The sequence below is a fragment of the Amycolatopsis sp. DG1A-15b genome (assembly GCF_030285645.1).
Lineage (GTDB): Bacteria > Actinomycetota > Actinomycetes > Mycobacteriales > Pseudonocardiaceae > Amycolatopsis.
Map to the genome: position 1 here is coordinate 6736417 of NZ_CP127296.1, position 14023 is coordinate 6750439.

Consider the following 14023-nt stretch of genomic DNA (forward strand, 5'->3'; position numbering starts at 1 on the left):
GTTCACTTCGTGGCCGTCACGCGGCGTTTTCCCGCGGTCCAGCTTAGGACGCTCCCGGGCTCCGTGAGGTTGCCGGGTCTTTCCGCGGTGGAATCCGGCGCGGCCGCCGCTCCCGCGCCATGATGGGGAACGGCGGAACCTCCGACCCGAAGGAGCGGAGCATGGGCGCGTACTCCGAAGCCTACCGGCGCAGCCTGGCCGAGCCGGACGCGTTCTGGCTGGCCGCGGCGGAGTCGATCAGCTGGACCAGGCGGCCGGAGCGGGCCCTGGACGACTCGAACCCGCCCTTCCACCGGTGGTTCCCGGACGCCGAGCTGAACACCTCGTACAACGCGCTGGACCGGCACGTCGAGGCCGGCCGCGGCGGCCAGGCCGCGCTGATCTGGGACTCTCCCGTGACCGGACGGAAACGCACGTACTCGTACGAGGAGCTGCGGGACACGGTCGCGCGCTTCGCCGGCGCGCTCAGCTCGCTGGGAGTCACGAAGGGTGACCGGGTGATCGTCTACCTCCCGATGGTGCCGGAGGCCGCGATCGCGATGCTGGCCTGCGCGCGGATCGGCGCCGTGCACTCGGTGGTCTTCGGCGGGTTCGCGCCGAAGGAGCTGGCCGCGCGGATCGAAGACGCGAAGCCGAAGGTCATCCTGGCGGCGTCCTGCGGCATCGAGCCGACGCGGGTGGTCGAGTACCAGCCGATCATCGAAGCCGCGCTGGGGATGACCGAGCACCAGCCCGACCACGTCGTCGTGCTGCAGCGCGAGCAGGCACCGGCCGTGCTGACCGGGCGCGACCTCGACTGGCGCGAGCTGGCGGTGGGCGCCGACCCGGCCGACCCGGTCCCGGTCGCGGCCACCGATCCGCTGTACATCCTCTACACGTCCGGGACGACCGGAAAGCCGAAGGGCGTCGTGCGCGACACCGGCGGTCACGCCGTCGCGCTCGCCTACTCGATGGAAGCCGTCTACGACGTCCACGCCGGTGACGTCTGGTGGACGGCGTCCGACGTCGGCTGGGTCGTCGGGCACTCCTACATCGTGTACGCGCCGCTGCTGGTCGGCGCGACGACGGTGATGTACGAAGGCAAGCCGGTCGGCACGCCGGACGCGGGCGCGTTCTGGCGGGTCATCGCCGAGCACGAGGTCCAGGCGCTGTTCACCGCGCCGACCGCGCTGCGGGCCGTCAAGAAGGTCGACCCGGACGCCCGTGAGCTGGAGAAGTACGAGCTGAAGCAGTTCCGGACGCTGTTCATGGCCGGCGAGCGGCTCGACCCGGAGACCTACCACTGGGCGCACGAGAAGCTCGGGGTGCCGGTCGTCGACCACTGGTGGCAGACCGAGACCGGCTGGCCGATCGCCGCCAACCCGCGCGGCCTGGAGCCGATGGATGTCAAGGCGGGTTCGGCGACCAAGCCCGTCCCCGGCTGGGACGTCCGGATCCTCGACCAGGCGGGCGAGGAGCTGCCGGCCGGGCGCGAAGGCGCCATCACCGTGAAGCTGCCGCTGCCGCCGGGATCGCTGCCGACGCTGTGGGGTGACGACGAGCGGTACCGCGAGGCCTACCTCTCGCGCTACGAAGGTCATTACCTGACCGGCGACTCCGGCTACTTCGACGAAGACGGCTACCTGTTCGTCATGGGCCGGACCGACGACGTCATCAACGTCGCCGGGCACCGGCTGTCCACCGGGTCGATGGAGGCCGTGCTGGCTTCGCACCCGGCGGTCGCCGAGTGCGCCGTGATCGGCGTGGCCGACCAGCTCAAGGGCCAGCTACCGCGCGGGTTCGTGGTGCTCAAGGCGGGCGTGGACGTCCCGGCGGACCAGCTTCGGGACGAACTCGTGGCGCTGGTCCGGCGGGACATCGGCCCGGTCGCCGCGTTCCGCGATGTGTCCATTGTGGACGCCCTGCCCAAGACGCGGTCGGGGAAGATCCTGCGCAAGACGATGCGCGCGATCGCCGACGGCCGCGACGAGGCGGTGCCCTCGACGATCGAGGACCCGAGCGTCCTGGAGGCGATCCGGAAAGCCCTTCGTTAAGAAATGTTCCAAATGCTCCGGCTGGTCTGTACCTTTGCAGGGAGTCCCCCGACCGGAGGTGCTTCGATGCGCTTGTCCAGAGCCGTCCTGACCGCGGCCGTCGTGAGTCTCACGGCCGCCGGCCTGCCCGCTTCCGCGGTGGCCGCCGCGGCCGCTCCCGAACGGAGCGTGACCGACCTCGTCCCGGCGCCCGTCTCGGCGAAGGCCGACCCGCGCGGCGAATTCCGGCTCACGCCGTCGACCGTGATCGCCGCCGACCGCGGGGCCGGCCAGGTCGCGGACTACCTGCGCGGCCTGCTCCGCCCGGCCACCGGCTTCCCGCTGCCGGTCGTGCCGCACAGCGCCGGCCTGCCCGCGCTCTCGCTGAAGCTGGGCCACGACCCGCGGATCGGCACCGAGGGTTACGAACTGAAGGTCGCGCGCGACGGCGTCACGGTGAAAGCCAACACCGCCGACGGGCTCTTCGAAGGCGTGCAGTCGCTGCGGCAGCTGCTGCCGTCGGCGATCGACGCCCAGCGCGTCCAGCACCGGACCTGGACCGTCGCCGGCGGCACGATCCTCGACTACCCGCGCTTCGCCGAGCGTGGGGCGATGCTCGACGTCGCCCGGCACTTCTTCAAGCCGGACCAGGTGAAGACCTACATCGACCAGATCGCCCAGTACAAGGTCAACACGCTGCACCTGCACCTGGCCGACGACCAGGGCTGGCGGATCGAGATCAAGAGCTGGCCGAAGCTGGCGACGGTCGGCGGCAAGACCGCGGTCGACGGCGACCCGGGCGGCTACTACACGCAGGCGCAGTATCGGGACATCGTCGCGTACGCGGCTTCGCGGCACATCACGGTGATCCCGGAGATCGACATGCCGGGCCACACGAACGCGGCGCAGTCGACGTACGCCGAGCTGAACTGCGACGGGAAGGCCGTCCCGCCGCGCACGGACACCGAGGTCGGCTACAGCTCGCTGTGCATCTCCTCACCGATCACGTACAAGTTCGTCGAGGACGTCGTGCGCGAGCTGGCGGCCCTCACCCCGGGCCCGTACCTGCACATCGGGGGCGACGAAGCCCATTCGACGCCGCCCGCGGACTACCTGACCTTCGAGCACAAGGTGCAGCCGATCGTCGCGAAGTACGGCAAGAAGGTCACCGGCTGGCACGAGATCGCCAAGTCGGTCCCGCCGGTGTCGGCGGTCCCGCAGTACTGGGACTTCGGCGGCGACAACCCGGACGTCGCGGCGGCCGCGGCGCGCGGCAACAAGATCCTGATGTCGCCGGCGAACTACGCCTACCTCGACATGAAGTACACCCCGCAGACGCCGCTCGGCCAGGACTGGGCCGCGCTGATCGAGGTTCGCGACGGGTACGGCTGGGACCCGGCGACGCTGGTCAAGGGCGTCGGCGAGAGCCAGGTCGCGGGCGTCGAAGCGCCGCTGTGGACCGAGACCATCCGCACCAGCGACGACATCGAGTACATGGCGTTCCCGCGGCTGCCGGGGATCGCGGAGATCGGCTGGTCCCCGAAGCCGACGCACAACTGGGACGCCTACCGCGCGCGGCTGGCGAAGCAGGCCCCGCGCTGGGTGGCGCAGGGCATCGACTTCTACCGCTCCCCGCAGGTCGACTGGAAGTGACCGGGAGGGCCGCCCGCGCGGGCGGCCCTCACCCGTCGCCGCCCAGGGTCACGCTGCGAAAGTAGACGACTTCCCGGTCGGGTCCCGGTTTGACGAGCACCTCGAAGGTCGACCACCGGTTCGGGGTTTCGAAGTCGTCGTAGGTGTCATGCTGCACGCCCGGGTCGAGCACCCACCCGAACTGCCGCATCTCCTCCGCGTCGAACGGCGGGTCGTACGGCCCGATGGCGGCCCCGCCCGCGGTCCCTGACACCCCCGAGGGCCAACGGCCGAACGGGTGCGCCGCGTCCACGCCGTGCTGCGTCAGGTAATCATCCACACAGGACTTGGTCGCGGTGAAGGTGAACGCCAGCCGGTCGGTCAGCCGCGGCTGGATGTCGAACCGCAGACCGTCCATCGGGCAGGCCGGGAGCGAAAGCCGGTACCGCGCCGTCGCTTCCTCCCAGGTCACCCCGCTCTCGCTGCCCGGATAGGCCCGCGGGTCGGGCTCCTTGCCGCAGCCGGCCAGCATCAGCGCAGCCGCCACCACGGCGACGATCGGCACTCTCACGCCTTCCCCCTCAAGCCCGCGCGACGGCGTCCAGCCGCGCGCGAATCACCCTCCTCGCCAAGATATAGAAACCGGCGCCGCCGTGGAGGACGGCGTCCGCGTTGGCCGCGCGGCCCAGCGCGTGGAGTTCGAACGCCAGGACCTCGGCGTCCGCGTCGACTTCGCCACGGGCCACCGCTTCGGACGCCGTTTCCCGGAGGAAGGCGGCGAACGAGCCACTCGCCGCCGCCACCGCGTCGTGCACGCGGCCCGGGCGCGCGTCGAACTCCGCGCCGACGTTGAAGAAGAAGCAGCCGCCCGGGAAGACCCGCCCTTCCGAGTAGTCCAGCCACTTCTCGCACACCGCGCGCAGCCGGGGCAGGCCGGGCGCCACCGTCCGCGCCGGCGTCACGACGTGCGATCGGAAGATCTCCAGCGCGGCGTCGATCGTCGCGAGCTGCAGTTCCTCCTTGGAACCGAACAGCGCGAACACCCCGCTCTTGCTCAGCTCCAGCTCGGTGGCCAGCCGGCCGAGGGACAGCCCCGCGAGGCCGTCGACCGAAGCGACGTCCACGGCCCGGCGCAGCACCAGGCGCCGGGTCGCGTCGCCGCGCGCGATCCGGCCGTCACCCGGCACGCCGCGCCCGCCAGCGGTCCACAGTGGACTGGACGCCGTCGCGGTAGGAGGCCGAAAGCGCGGGCGTGGCCAGCACCCGGTCGGCGAGGTCCAGCGCCGCCTCGACCTTGTCCTCCGGCAGCTGCCCGTAGTTGGCGAAAGAGACCAGGTACACCTCGGTGATCGTCGGGCCGTCCGCGCGCTCGGCCGGCTCGATCGGCCCGGACGTCGGCACCGTGCCGGGCCGCAGCACGCGCAGGTACCAACCGCACCGCCCGCTGTCGATCATCAGCGGGGTGACGTCCTTGCGGCCGGTCTTCATGGCCAGCTTGAAGCACGGCTGCCGCGGCTGGGACACCTGGACCAGCGCCGCGCCCCAGGACCAGACGTCCCCGATCCGGACGTCGTCCTCGGTGACGCCGGTCAGCGAGACGTTCTCGCCGAAGCCGCCCGGCTCGGCCTCGAGTCCGTCGGCCGCCCACGCCGGGTAGTGCTCGGCCGGGTAGACGTAGACCGCTTTGTCGACGCCGCCGTGCACGGTGAGGTCGGCCTGCCGGTCACCGTCGAGGTTCAGCTCGGTCAGGGTCAGCTCCGGCGCCGTGACCCGCGCCTTCGTGATCGCGCTCCGCACCGGCCGGTCCCGCCGGTACCCCAGGACGCTCGGTTCCCCCACAAACACGCCGTCGACGTTCATGGGCCCGAAGGTAGCACGATCGTTCGTACAGTTCGGTGCCTTTAGCCTGGCGGTCATGGAACTGCTCGACAAGGCCCGCGCCCACGTCGACTCCGGCGCCCTCTTCGCCGAACTGGCCGGGCTGGTCGCCTACCGCACGGTCAGCGACGCTCCCGAAGGCCGCGCCGCGATCCAGGCGTACCTGGACGAGGTCCTGACGCCCGCGCTGACCGGACTCGGCTGCGAAGTCACCCAGCACGCGAACCCCGATCCGGCGGGCGGGCCGTTCCTCGTCGGCGTCCGCACCGAGTCGGCCGAGCTGCCGACACTGCTCTGCTACGGCCACGCCGACGTCGTCGGGGAAGCCGGCCGGTGGGGTGACGGCCGGGACCCGTGGACGCTCACCGCGGACGGCGATCGCTGGTACGGCCGCGGCACCGCGGACAACAAGGGCCAGCACCTGATCAACCTGACCGCGTTGCGGCTGGTGCTGGCCGAGCGCGGGCGGCTGGGCTTCAACCTCGCGTTCCTCTTCGAGACCGGCGAGGAGATCGGCTCACCGGGGCTCGCGGAGTTCGCCGCGCGGGAGAAGGCCTTGCTGCGGGCGGACGTCCTGATCGCCTCCGACGGCCCGCGCCTCGACGCGGCGACCCCGACGTTGTTCCTCGGCGCGCGCGGCGGCGTCCGGATCGACCTGGACGTCGACCTCCGTCCGGGCGGCCACCACTCCGGCAACTGGGGCGGCATCCTGCGCAACCCGGCCACGACGCTGGCCGGCGCGATCGCGAGCCTGGTCGACGGCCACGGCCGCATCCGGGTCCCGGAACTGCTGCCGCCGGAGCTGCCGGAGTCCGTGCGCGCGGCCCTGGCGGACGTCGTCGTCGGCGCCACGCCGGGCGACCCGGACCTCGACGAGACGTGGGGCGACCCGCGGCTGACGCCCGCCGAGCGGCTCTACGGCTGGAACACCCTGGAGGTGCTCTCACTCGGCGCGGCGGACGTCGACCGCCCGGTCAACGCGATCCCCGGCCGCGCCCGTGCGGTGCTGCAGCTGCGGTACGTGGCGGGAACGGACGTCGAGGGCGTCGCTCCGGCCATTCGCAAACATCTTGCCGCACAAGGGTTTCCGATGGTTTCGGTGCGCACGGAAGCCGATTTCCTGGCGAGCCGCACACCGGTCGGCGACCCGTGGGTGAGCTGGGCGCGGGCGAGGTTGAACTCGGTCTCGGACCGCCCGGTGGCGGTGCTGCCGAACTTCGGCGGCGGCCTGCCGAACCACGTGTTCACCGACGTCCTCGGGCTGGCGACGCTGTGGCTGCCGCACTCGTACCCGGGTTGTCACCAGCACGCGCCGGACGAGCACCTGCTCGCCCCGGTCGCCCGGGACGGGCTGGTGCTCGCCACGGCGCTGTTCGACGCCCTCGGTTCGACGCCGCCCATGGCTTGAGACCTCAGGGTTCGAGGTCGGTCACGCCCCGGCCGCTTGCCACATCGAACGGCACGGACGCCTGGTCGTGGACGATCACCCAGCCGTCGCCGCGGTACCGGAAGACGAAGGTGGCCCGGACCCACATGCCGGTCACGGGTTCCCCGCTCGGCAGCGTGCCGCTGATCCGGCCGAAGCCGTGGCCGACGGCCAAGCCCGCGCTCACGGTGACGGTCAGGTCGCGCAGCTCGTAGTCCACCTTTTCGAAGATGGTGAACACCTTCGCCCAGTTCTTCAGCTTCGCTTCGACCCCGGCGTGCTGCAGCGGCGGTTCGACGTCGAAGGACAAGACGTCCGGCGCGTAAACCCCGCGCAGGGCCTCGAGATCCTTGGCCCGGAGCGCCTCGATGACCTCGTCGAGCCGGCGCCTGATCGCGGCTTCCGCCTCCCCGCCCCGCAGCGGCGCCAGCGCGGTGCTCCAGGCGACGACGTGGTCGAGCAGCGTGTCCAGGGCGGCGAGCTGGTGGTCACCCGGCGCGAAGACCGTGCGGTTCTCGAACTCGGTCGCCAGCGGGAGCGTGACCTGCGGGGAAACGTCGGCGAGCTGCAGTGCCCCGCAGACGAGCCGCAGCTGCTCGACCGAGCGGGCGCCGCCCGCACCGCCGTACGAGACGAACCCGGCCGCCTTGGTGTTCCATTCGATGTGGACGTGGTCCATGGCGTTCTTGAGCACGCCCGGAACGGAGTGGTTGTACTCCGGCGTGACGAAGACGAACCCGTCGCACGACGCGACGAGGGCGGCGAAGGCCCGGGTGCGCTCGTCCTGGTACTGCCCCGAGAAGCCCGGCGGCTCCTCGAGGTGGGGCAGCGGGTGGTCACGCAGGTCGATCACGGCGAACTCGGCGTCACCCCGGCGCGCGGCCCGCTCGTGGACCCAGCGGGCCACCTGGTCTCCGACGCGGCCCGGGCGGGTGCTGCCGAGCACGATTCCGATCTTCATCGTCGTTCTCCCCTGTTCGGTGGGCTTCGAGCAGTACGACGAAGCAGGCCACGGGAATGTCAGGCCTGACGTTCGGACAGGCTGTGTCGTCGGAGGAGTCATGACAACGCCATCGGAACTTCCCGTCGCCGAACGGCGGCACCTGGTCAACCTCGCCTACCGGCTGCTCGGCTCGCTGACCGAAGCCGAGGACGCCGTCCAGGAGACCTACGCCCGCTGGTACGCCTTGTCCCCGGCGCAGCAGGACGCGATCTCCTCGCCCGGGGCCTGGCTGACGACGGTGGCCGGCCGCATCTGCCTGGACGTCCTGGGCTCGGCGCGGGTGCGGCGGGAGCGGTACGTGGGCCAGTGGCTGCCCGAGCCGCTGCCCGACCAGCCCGACCCGGCCGACCGGATCACCCTGGACGAGTCGGTGAGCATGGCCTTCCTCGTCGCGCTCGAAGCGATGACCCCGCCGCAGCGCGTGGCACTCGTCCTGCACGACGTCTTCGGGTACTCCTTCGCCGAGGTCGCCGAAATCACCGGCCGGACGCCGGCCGCGTGCCGGGAACTGGCGTCCGCGGCCCGCCGCCGGATCCGCGCCGCCCGGCCCGCCGCGCCGGCCGCCCGGCAGGCCGCGCTGGTGCGGGACTTCAAGGAGGCTTGGGCCGCCGGGGACATCGGCACCCTGATCGGGCTGCTCGACCCCGGCGCGACCTTGACCGCGGACGGCGGCGGCCGGGTCCGCGCCGCGATCGCGCCGATCGAAGGCGCCGAACCCGTCGCCCGGTACGTGGCCGAGCTGGCCGCCTTCGGTGCGCTGACGCTCGAAGAGCGCACGGTCAACGGCCTGCCCGGCCTGGTCCTGCGCCGCGGGGACGAGCTGGCCGCCGTCTACGCCTTCGCCGTCGCGGACGACCGGATCACGCACCTGTGGGCCGTCCGGAACCCCGACAAGCTCGGCCCCTGGCTCGGGTGAACCCCGAAGTAGACACCGTCTACAGAAGTTTGATAGACAGTGTCCACAAGGTGAACCACGGGTTACGGAGATCGGGATGAGCTACCACCGTTTCGTCGTCCTCGGCGACAGCTGCGCCGAAGGCCTCGACGACCCGTACCCGGACCAGCGCCACTACCGCGGCTGGGCCGACTTCGTCGCCGCTCGCCTGGCGGAGGACGAGCCCGGCTTCCGCTACGCCAACCTCGCCGTCCGCGGGCGCCGGCTCGACCAGATCGTGCCCGAGCAGATCCCGGCGGCCACCCGGCTCGAACCCGACCTGGTCGCCCTCTTCGGCGGCGGCAACGACATCATGAGCCGCGGCTGGGACGCCCGGACCGTCGCCCGCCGGGTCGACGCCGCCATCCGCGCCTGCACCGAGATCTCGCCGGTGGTCGTCACGTTCACGCTCAGCGACGTCTCCCGCCGGATGCCGCTGGGCAGCCGGATGCGGCCGCGGATCGTCGCGCTCAACGAGGCCATCCGCGAAGCGGCCGTCAGCTACGGGGCCCAGCTCATCGACCTGTGGCCCGACCCGGCCGTCACCGATTCGCGCTACTTCGGCGCCGACCGGCTCCACCTGTCCGCCCACGGCCACCGCCGGCTCGCCGCCCACGTCCTCGCCCGGCTCGGCCTCGGCCACGACCCGGCCTGGCTCGCGCCGTTGCCCGGCACCGCGGCGCCCGGCAGCCGGCGCGCCGACCTGCAGTGGCTGCTCCGGGAGGTGCTGCCGGTCGCCGTGACCCGCACGCGCAACCGGCTGATCGGCCGCGAGCCCGGCGACGGCTTCTTCCCGAAGCGCCCCGACCTGCTCCCGATGGCACTGGACGAGGCGTGGGCACCCGGCAACGCCTGATCACGACGGCGTCGGAACTGCTGGCCGGCGAAGGCGTCGGCGCGGTCACGCTGCGCGGGATCGCCAAGGCCGCCGGGGTTTCGCACGGCGCGCCGCTGCGGCACTTCTCGGGCCGCGCCGAACTCCTCTCGGCCGTGGCCACCCAGGGCTTCACCGAGCTGCTGGAACGCCGCACGCGCCTGCCGGACGACGGCCCGCGGGAGCGGCTCACGGCGGCGTGTCACAGCTACGTCGACTTCGCGCTGCAGAACCCGGCGATGTTCGAGCTGATGTTCCGCCGCGACCTGATCGACCCGGACGAGCCGGCGCTCGCGGCGGCGTCCAGCGCGGTGTTCGACGAGTTCGCGGCACTGGTCGCGGCGGCCGGCACCCACCGCGCCGACCCGCGGCTGGTCGCCGCGTCGCTGTGGGCGGCCCTGCACGGCCTCGCCCAGTTGTGGCTGTGGGGCGGTCTGGCCGGGGCGAGCTTCGCGCCGTCACCCGAAGCGGCGCTGGCCGTCACGCTCGACGCGTACCTCGACACGCCGACCCGGTCCACGCGCCCGAACACCTGATCGAATACCCTCTCGGCATGACCGAGTCAGACCCGCAGCTCGAGCGCATCCGCAAGCTGCTGGCCAAGGCCGAAGACCCGGCGGTCACCGAGGCGGAAGCCGAGGCGTACAACCAGAAGGCCGCCGAACTCGTCGCGCGGTACGGCATCGACCAGGCGATGCTCGCCGCGTCCGGGGCCGGCACCGACGAGATCGGCACGCTGAAGATCCCCATCGCCGACCCGTACAGCCGCGAGAAGGCGAGCCTGCTCACCTCGGTCGCGTACCCGCTGCGCTGCCGGACGCTGCTGCACCGCCTCGGCCAGAAGGTCGAGAGCGTCACGGTGTTCGGGTTCCGCTCCGACCTCGGCCGGGTGGAACTGCTGTTCACCAGCCTCCTGCTGCAGGCGAGCACGCAGCTGACCCGCGTCCGGCCGGGCGGGTTCTTCCCCGGCGAATCCCTGGCCGCGTACCGGCGAACGTGGCTGCACGGCTTCGCCCGCGCGGTCCACGAACGGCTTTCCCACGCCGAACAGGAAGCCGTCCGCACGGCGGTACCCGGCGAGCGGTCGGCGGCCCTGGTGGTCCGCGACCGCGCGCAGATGGTGCAGCACGCGTTCGACTCGGAGTACGGCGACCTGCGCGCCGCCTCGCCCCGGCGGCTGTCCGGCAGCGGCTACCTCGACGGCCACGACGCCGGCACCCGGGCGAACCTCGACCCGGCCGCGCTGACCCGCCGCCGGAAAGCCCTGCGCTGAGCGCGAATTCCCTCCCGGGCGGCACGTCTGGCCCGAACCCCCCGATGTGATCTCGGGGAGCACCCCGATGGCCATCCGGGCCGATACCTGCTAACTTTTGTTTGCATGTGGACGACCGGCGACGAGCTCCTGCGGCAGCTGGGCGCCCTCGGCAACCCGCACCGGCTGCGGATCGTCGCGGCCCTGCACGCGGAACGCACCTACGTCAGCAAGCTGGCCCGCGAGCTGCGGATCAGCCGGGCGCTGCTGCAGGTCCACCTGCGCAAGCTGGAAGCCGCCGGCCTGGTCACCGCCAGCTCCGAGGTCGGCGAAGACGGCAAGACGATGCGGTTCTACGAGGTCACGCCGTTCTCCACCGTGCTGACGCCGCAGGCGATCGCGGCCGCCGTGCCGACGCTCACCACACCGGAATCCGTCCAGGGGGACGGCGAGGAGGGACGGAAATGAACTGGCACCAGTGGCAGGAGATCATCGGCGTGACCGGGGTCTTCGTCCTGATCACCGTCGTGCTGTCGATCGCGATCGTGCAGCTGGCTTCGACCTGGCGCGCCAAGGCGAAGCTGGCGCGGGAGGACGAATACCGGTCGCTGGCCGAGAAAGCCGTCCGGACCCAGGAAGAGACCGAGCGGCAGCTCAAGGACGTCCAGGACCGGCTGCGGTCCATCGAACGCGTGCTCAAGGAGGTCGACTGAGCTGTGACAACCGGGGCTCCGCCACCCGGAGCCCCCCAAAACGCAGTTGAGGCCCTGGACCGCCGAGCGGCAACTCGGCGGCCCAGGAGGAAGAAGCAACCACCTCGCCCGAGGGCGAGTTCTCATCGGATCACCCCTTCACGAAAAGGACCTTAGTTCATGCTGCCTGCAGGCACCCCGGCTCACCGGCGGGGACCGGTGGTCGAAGCCGTCACGAACTGGTCGCTGCGGCACCGCGCCGCCGCGATCCTCGGCTGGCTGGCGCTCGTCGCGCTGGCCTGGGCCGTCGGCACGTTCGCCCCCGGCACCGACGCACGGTCGAGCCCCGCCGGTGACGCCGGTACCGGCCAAGCCGTCCTCGACCGCCAGCACACCCGCGAACCCTTCTGGGAGAACGTCCTCGTCCAGCCCCGGTCCCGAGCGGCCGCGGCCGACCTGGTAACCACGCTGACGACGTCGGGCGCGGCCGCGGACATCCGCTCCCAGGTCTCCGCCGACGGCCGGTCGGAACTGGTCACCTTCCGGATCACCGGCACCGGCACCGAAATCCGGTCGAGCCTGGCGACGGCGACCGCGGCCGTCGACGCGGTCGCCGTCCGGCACCCGGACGTGCGCCTGGCCCAGGCCGGCGACCTCACCGTGTCCGGCGCGGTCGACAAGAGCATCAAGGAGGACATCGGGCGGTCGGAAGCCCGCTCGCTCCCGATCACCGTGCTGATCCTGCTGGTGGTGTTCGGCTCGCTGGTCGCCGCCGCGGTCCCGGTCCTGCTGGCGGGCACGGCGGTGTTCGCCACCTTCGGCTTCCTGTCCGTTGTGGACAACTGGATCCCGGTCAACAGCGCGACTTCCGCGATCACGCTGCTGATCGGGATGGCCGTCGGCGTCGACTACTCGCTGTTCTTCCTGCGCCGGGTCCGGGAGGAACGCGCCCACGGCGTCGACGAGTCGATCCGGATCGCCGCGCGGACGTCGGGGCACGTGATCGTCGTGTCGGGACTGACCGTCGTGCTGTGCGTGACCGGCCTGCTGTTCACCGGTCTCGACAACCTCCAAGGCCTGACCGCGGGCACGATCATCGTCGTCGCCCTGGCCGTACTGGCGGCGGTGACCGTGCTGCCCGCGACGCTTTCCCTGCTCGGCTCCCGGGTGGACCGCGGCCGCATCCCGTGGCTGGGCCGCCGTTCGACGCGCTCCCGCTTCTGGGCCGCCGTGGCGACCGTCGTCACCCGGCGGCCCGCACTGTGGAGCGGGCTCGCCACCGCACTGCTCGTGCTGCTCACCCTGCCCGCGCTGGGCATGCGGCTGCAGGACCCGGCGCCGGCCGAAAGCCTGCCGCGCAGCATCCCGGTGATCGACGCGGCCGTGCGCGTCCAGGAAGCGTTTCCCGGCCTGACCATGCCCGCGCACGTCGTCCTCTGGAACACCCGCGGCGGCCCGGTCGACACGCCCGCGCTGCGCCGGGCGATCGGGGAGCTCACCGCGGCGGTACCGCGACCGGCCGTCGTCGTGCCGGTGGACCAGGCGCTCGTCGTCCGGATCCCGCTCGGCGGCACCGGCAACGACGAAGCGGCGAGCCGCACCCTCACGACGTTGCGCGAAACCCTGCTGCCGCAGACGGTCGGGCGGATCGACGGAGTCGGCTACGCGGTGGCCGGCCGGACCGCCGAAGCGCACGACTTCACCACGCAGGTGCTCGCCCGGGCGCCGTACACCTTCGGGTTCATCTTGCTGCTCGCGTTCGTGCTGCTGCTCGTGGTGTTCCGGTCGGTCGCGGTGCCGGTGGTGTCGATCCTGCTCAACCTGCTGTCGGCCGGCGCGGCCTACGGCGTGCTCACCCTCGTGTTCCAGGGCGGCTTTCTGGCGCCGCTGCTGGGTTTCACGCCCTACGGCGGAGTGCTCGGCTGGCTGCCGATGTTCCTCTTCGTGCTGCTGTTCGGCCTGAGCACCGACTACCACGTGTTCATCCTCAGCCGGATCCGCGAACGCCGGCGCCCGGAGGTGCCGGCCCGGCAGGCGATCGTCGAAGGCACCGCGAGCAGTTCCGGCGTGGTGACGAGCGCCGCACTGATCATGACCGGGGTGTTCAGCGTCTTCCTCAGCCTCGCCGCGATCGAGTACAAGATGCTCGGCCTCGGCATGGCGTTCGCGATCCTGCTCGACGCGACGGTCGTCCGCGGCGTCCTGCTGCCCGCCGCGCTGGCGCTGTTCGGTGACCGGCTTTGGCGCCAAAACAGTGTAGAAACCCTTAAAGCTCCCTCCAGAACTCTTCGCTTGTCCTGACGGATCTTGTTCGGCACCG

At 71.8% G+C, this 14023-nt stretch carries 14 protein-coding genes; 10 read left to right on the plus strand and 4 right to left on the minus strand.

Annotation, left to right across the window (positions count from 1 at the left end):
* Positions 1–161: 161 nt before the first annotated feature.
* Together QRY02_RS30865 and QRY02_RS30870 are read left to right on the plus strand one after the other, a co-directional pair.
* On the plus strand, positions 162–2033 hold the full coding sequence (locus QRY02_RS30865; RefSeq protein ID WP_285986341.1) for a propionyl-CoA synthetase: 1872 nt from the start codon (positions 162–164) through the stop codon (positions 2031–2033).
* Between the two features lie 66 nt (positions 2034–2099).
* Positions 2100–3665 carry a beta-N-acetylhexosaminidase gene (locus QRY02_RS30870; RefSeq protein ID WP_285986342.1) on the plus strand — a complete coding sequence of 522 codons (1566 nt, stop codon included), beginning with the start codon at positions 2100–2102 and terminating at the stop codon, positions 3663–3665.
* Between the two features lie 28 nt (positions 3666–3693).
* Here QRY02_RS30870 and QRY02_RS30875 read toward each other — a convergent pair whose 3' ends face one another.
* Genes QRY02_RS30875 through QRY02_RS30885 form a run of 3 tightly spaced genes read right to left on the minus strand, consistent with a single transcriptional unit; the run spans position 3694 to position 5504 of the window.
* Complete coding sequence (locus tag QRY02_RS30875; protein WP_285986343.1) at positions 3694–4215, minus strand: hypothetical protein; 522 nt, start codon at positions 4213–4215, stop codon at positions 3694–3696.
* A 10-nt stretch (positions 4216–4225) separates the two neighbouring features.
* Positions 4226–4831 carry a TetR/AcrR family transcriptional regulator gene (locus QRY02_RS30880; protein ID WP_285986344.1) on the minus strand — a complete coding sequence of 202 codons (606 nt, stop codon included), beginning with the start codon at positions 4829–4831 and terminating at the stop codon, positions 4226–4228.
* A complete protein-coding gene (locus tag QRY02_RS30885) occupies positions 4821–5504 on the minus strand; it encodes an MOSC domain-containing protein (protein ID WP_285986345.1) in 684 nt (227 codons plus the stop codon). The genes QRY02_RS30880 and QRY02_RS30885 overlap by 11 nt, the downstream gene beginning before the upstream one ends.
* Before the next feature lie 55 nt (positions 5505–5559).
* Here QRY02_RS30885 and QRY02_RS30890 point away from each other — a divergent pair, with 55 nt between their 5' ends.
* Positions 5560–6930, plus strand: coding sequence for a M20 family metallopeptidase (locus tag QRY02_RS30890; protein ID WP_285986346.1), 1371 nt, complete (start codon positions 5560–5562; stop codon positions 6928–6930).
* 4 nt (positions 6931–6934) lie between these two features.
* Here QRY02_RS30890 and QRY02_RS30895 read toward each other — a convergent pair whose 3' ends face one another.
* A complete protein-coding gene (locus tag QRY02_RS30895; protein WP_285986347.1) occupies positions 6935–7909 on the minus strand; it encodes an NAD(P)H-dependent oxidoreductase in 975 nt (324 codons plus the stop codon).
* Positions 7910–8009: 100 nt separating this feature from the next.
* On the opposite strand from QRY02_RS30895, the gene sigJ reads away from it, so the two are divergent.
* The 7 genes from sigJ (at position 8010) to QRY02_RS30930 (ending at position 14004) form a co-directional block, all read left to right on the plus strand.
* The gene (gene sigJ / locus QRY02_RS30900; RefSeq protein WP_285986348.1) at positions 8010–8867 is read left to right on the plus strand and encodes an RNA polymerase sigma factor SigJ; all 858 of its coding nucleotides are present in this window, start codon (positions 8010–8012) and stop codon (positions 8865–8867) included.
* Positions 8868–8943: 76 nt separating this feature from the next.
* A complete protein-coding gene (locus QRY02_RS30905) occupies positions 8944–9741 on the plus strand; it encodes an SGNH/GDSL hydrolase family protein (RefSeq protein WP_285986349.1) in 798 nt (265 codons plus the stop codon).
* Positions 9720–10295: a TetR/AcrR family transcriptional regulator gene (locus QRY02_RS30910; protein ID WP_285986350.1), complete on the plus strand. Its 576-nt coding sequence runs from the start codon at positions 9720–9722 to the stop codon at positions 10293–10295. Before QRY02_RS30905 ends, QRY02_RS30910 begins: the two co-directional genes overlap by 22 nt.
* Positions 10296–10312: 17 nt before the next feature.
* Positions 10313–11032 carry a DUF2786 domain-containing protein gene (locus QRY02_RS30915; protein WP_285986351.1) on the plus strand — a complete coding sequence of 240 codons (720 nt, stop codon included), beginning with the start codon at positions 10313–10315 and terminating at the stop codon, positions 11030–11032.
* A 105-nt stretch (positions 11033–11137) separates the two neighbouring features.
* Positions 11138–11479: an ArsR/SmtB family transcription factor gene (locus QRY02_RS30920; RefSeq protein WP_285986352.1), complete on the plus strand. Its 342-nt coding sequence runs from the start codon at positions 11138–11140 to the stop codon at positions 11477–11479.
* Entirely contained in the window at positions 11476–11724 is a 249-nt protein-coding gene (locus QRY02_RS30925) for a hypothetical protein (protein WP_285986353.1), read from the plus strand. The genes QRY02_RS30920 and QRY02_RS30925 overlap by 4 nt, the downstream gene beginning before the upstream one ends.
* Before the next feature lie 159 nt (positions 11725–11883).
* Positions 11884–14004: an MMPL family transporter gene (locus tag QRY02_RS30930; RefSeq protein WP_285986354.1), complete on the plus strand. Its 2121-nt coding sequence runs from the start codon at positions 11884–11886 to the stop codon at positions 14002–14004.
* Positions 14005–14023 lie beyond the last annotated feature (19 nt).

Bases quoted from the DNA above. Each gene is read 5' to 3' on its own strand.
- QRY02_RS30865 (WP_285986341.1), top strand. From the start codon at position 162: ATGGGCGCGTACTCCGAAGCCTACCGGCGCAGCCTGGCCGAGCCGGAC.
- QRY02_RS30870 (WP_285986342.1), top strand. From the start codon at position 2,100: ATGCGCTTGTCCAGAGCCGTCCTGACCGCGGCCGTCGTGAGTCTCACG.
- QRY02_RS30885 (WP_285986345.1), bottom strand. From the start codon at position 5,504: ATGAACGTCGACGGCGTGTTTGTGGGGGAACCGAGCGTCCTGGGGTAC.
- QRY02_RS30890 (WP_285986346.1), top strand. From the start codon at position 5,560: ATGGAACTGCTCGACAAGGCCCGCGCCCACGTCGACTCCGGCGCCCTC.
- QRY02_RS30895 (WP_285986347.1), bottom strand. From the start codon at position 7,909: ATGAAGATCGGAATCGTGCTCGGCAGCACCCGCCCGGGCCGCGTCGGA.
- sigJ (WP_285986348.1), top strand. From the start codon at position 8,010: ATGACAACGCCATCGGAACTTCCCGTCGCCGAACGGCGGCACCTGGTC.
- QRY02_RS30905 (WP_285986349.1), top strand. From the start codon at position 8,944: ATGAGCTACCACCGTTTCGTCGTCCTCGGCGACAGCTGCGCCGAAGGC.
- QRY02_RS30915 (WP_285986351.1), top strand. From the start codon at position 10,313: ATGACCGAGTCAGACCCGCAGCTCGAGCGCATCCGCAAGCTGCTGGCC.
- QRY02_RS30920 (WP_285986352.1), top strand. From the start codon at position 11,138: ATGTGGACGACCGGCGACGAGCTCCTGCGGCAGCTGGGCGCCCTCGGC.
- QRY02_RS30925 (WP_285986353.1), top strand. From the start codon at position 11,476: ATGAACTGGCACCAGTGGCAGGAGATCATCGGCGTGACCGGGGTCTTC.
- QRY02_RS30930 (WP_285986354.1), top strand. From the start codon at position 11,884: ATGCTGCCTGCAGGCACCCCGGCTCACCGGCGGGGACCGGTGGTCGAA.